The organism is Aeromonas sp. Y293-4 (assembly GCF_027705905.1).
Taxonomy (GTDB): Bacteria; Pseudomonadota; Gammaproteobacteria; order Enterobacterales; family Aeromonadaceae; genus Aeromonas; species Aeromonas veronii.
Window position 1 is genome coordinate 1 of the sequence record NZ_JAPDCI010000060.1, and the last position, 1,761, is coordinate 1,761.

The window sequence follows — 1,761 nt, forward strand, 5'->3', positions numbered from 1 at the left end:
TTGACATCCTCCCCGCCCTAAAGGACGGGGATTCCTACTGCGGTTAGGCGATTACGCTTAATTCGCTTCGGTGGGTTCCTGCTGCTGGCGGCCTTATTGCACCACTCACTTCACAGGCTAACTGGGCGTGTCCCGCCCTTAACACATTGATCGCGCCGACTAGATCGGCGTTTTCTTTAAAATCACACTCCACACATTCGAACGTAGCTTGTGTTTGACGATTATCAGCCGAGATATGCCCGCAACATGGGCACGTTCGGCTGGTGTTCTTCGGCGGCACCGCTATCAAATGCCCGCCATTCCAAGCCAGCTTGTAGTCGAGCTGACGCCGAAACTCGCCCCAGCCTTGATCTAAAATAGCCTTATTCAGGCCCGACTTGGCTCGCACGTTGCGCCCAGGCGTGTCAGTTGTGCCCGCCGCTGACTTGGACATATTTCGCACCTGCAAATCTTCGACACATACCAGCGCGTGGTTTTTGCTGATGGCGGTCGAGATCTTATGCAAGTAGTCGCGGCGGGCACTGCCGATATGAGTCTGGATGCGCTGAATACGGGCTTTCGCTTTCTTCCAATTGCGGCTGAATATGACTTTGCGGCTCATCGCCTGCTGCGCTTTGCGCAAGGCTTTTTCGTGAGCCTTGAAGCTGTTAAGTGGGTCTTTGTGGCTGCCATCTGACAGGGTGACAAAGCGTTTAATCCCCATATCGAGGCCAACAGCTGTGCCTTGATGAACGGGCACATCAACCTCTCGCTCGGTCTGGATAGCGGCATACCACTTACCGCTTGATTGGCTCACGGTGATGTTCTTGATCACCCCGAGCACATCCCGACTGTTGCGGTAGCGTAGCCAACCCAACTTAGGCAGGAACAGACGGCTATTGGCCTGATCGAGCTTGAAACCTTGCGGATAGCGGAAGCTATCGGATAAACCCTTCTTTTTGAAGCGAGGGAAATCGGCGCGTTTGGCGAAGAAGTTAGTGTAGGCTCGCTCCAGATCTTTTAGCGTTTGCTGCAAGGGTTGGGAGGGCGTTTCGGCAAGCCAAGCGGTTGAGTCTTCCGACTTCCATTGGGTGAGCTGTTTACACAGCTCCGCATAGCCGAGCTTCTTCTCGCCCTGTTCAAAGCGCTCCTGCTGCAACGCCAGCGCCTTGTTGAACACGAAACGGCATGAACCAGCGAAGCGGCGCATTCGCAGCTGTTGCTGGCCGTCTGGCCGAAGTTCATATTTGAAGGCTTGAAGTCGTTGCATGGCTATAATATACTTTGGTCTATGAGCAAAATCAATGACATTAGAACTGGCAGACACTGCGTTTTCTCTATGCATGTTCATTTGGTCTTTGTGACGAAATATCGCAGAAGAGTATTCGACAATGCCGCCATCGACCGCCTTAGAGAGCTGTTCTCCAAGATCTGCGCTGACTTTGAGGCAGAGCTAAAAGAGATGGATGGAGAGGTTGATCATGTTCACCTGCTGGTGAATTACCCGCCAAAAGTGGCAGTATCGGCGCTGGTGAACAGCCTAAAAGGGGCATCCAGTCGGGTGCTGCGAAAAGAGCGGCCAGACATCGCCGCCAAGTTCTACTACAAGGGCATGTTGTGGTCGCCATCTTACTTTGCATCGAGTTGTGGCGGCGCTCCGATAGAGATCATCCGGCAGTACATCGAGCAACAGCAAACACCTCATTAACCATGGAACGGCTACGCCATTCACACCTTATATCCCCGCCATGAATGACGGGGCTTTACGGTGCTTTTGGGTAA

At 53.1% G+C, this 1,761-nt stretch carries 2 protein-coding genes; one reads left to right on the forward strand and one right to left on the reverse strand.

All coding sequences use genetic code 11. The annotated features are described in order from the left end of the window. Positions 1 to 43: 43 nt before the first annotated feature. Positions 44 to 1,249 (reverse strand): RNA-guided endonuclease InsQ/TnpB family protein, encoded by a 1,206-nt coding sequence (locus OKC31_RS21525; protein WP_149153227.1) that lies wholly within the window; start codon positions 1,247 to 1,249, stop codon positions 44 to 46. A gap of 21 nt (positions 1,250 to 1,270) precedes the next feature. On the opposite strand from OKC31_RS21525, the gene tnpA reads away from it, so the two are divergent. Continuing rightward, on the forward strand, positions 1,271 to 1,687 hold the full coding sequence (tnpA, locus tag OKC31_RS21530; RefSeq protein ID WP_064338318.1) for an IS200/IS605 family transposase: 417 nt from the start codon (positions 1,271 to 1,273) through the stop codon (positions 1,685 to 1,687). Positions 1,688 to 1,761: the final 74 nt, after the last annotated feature.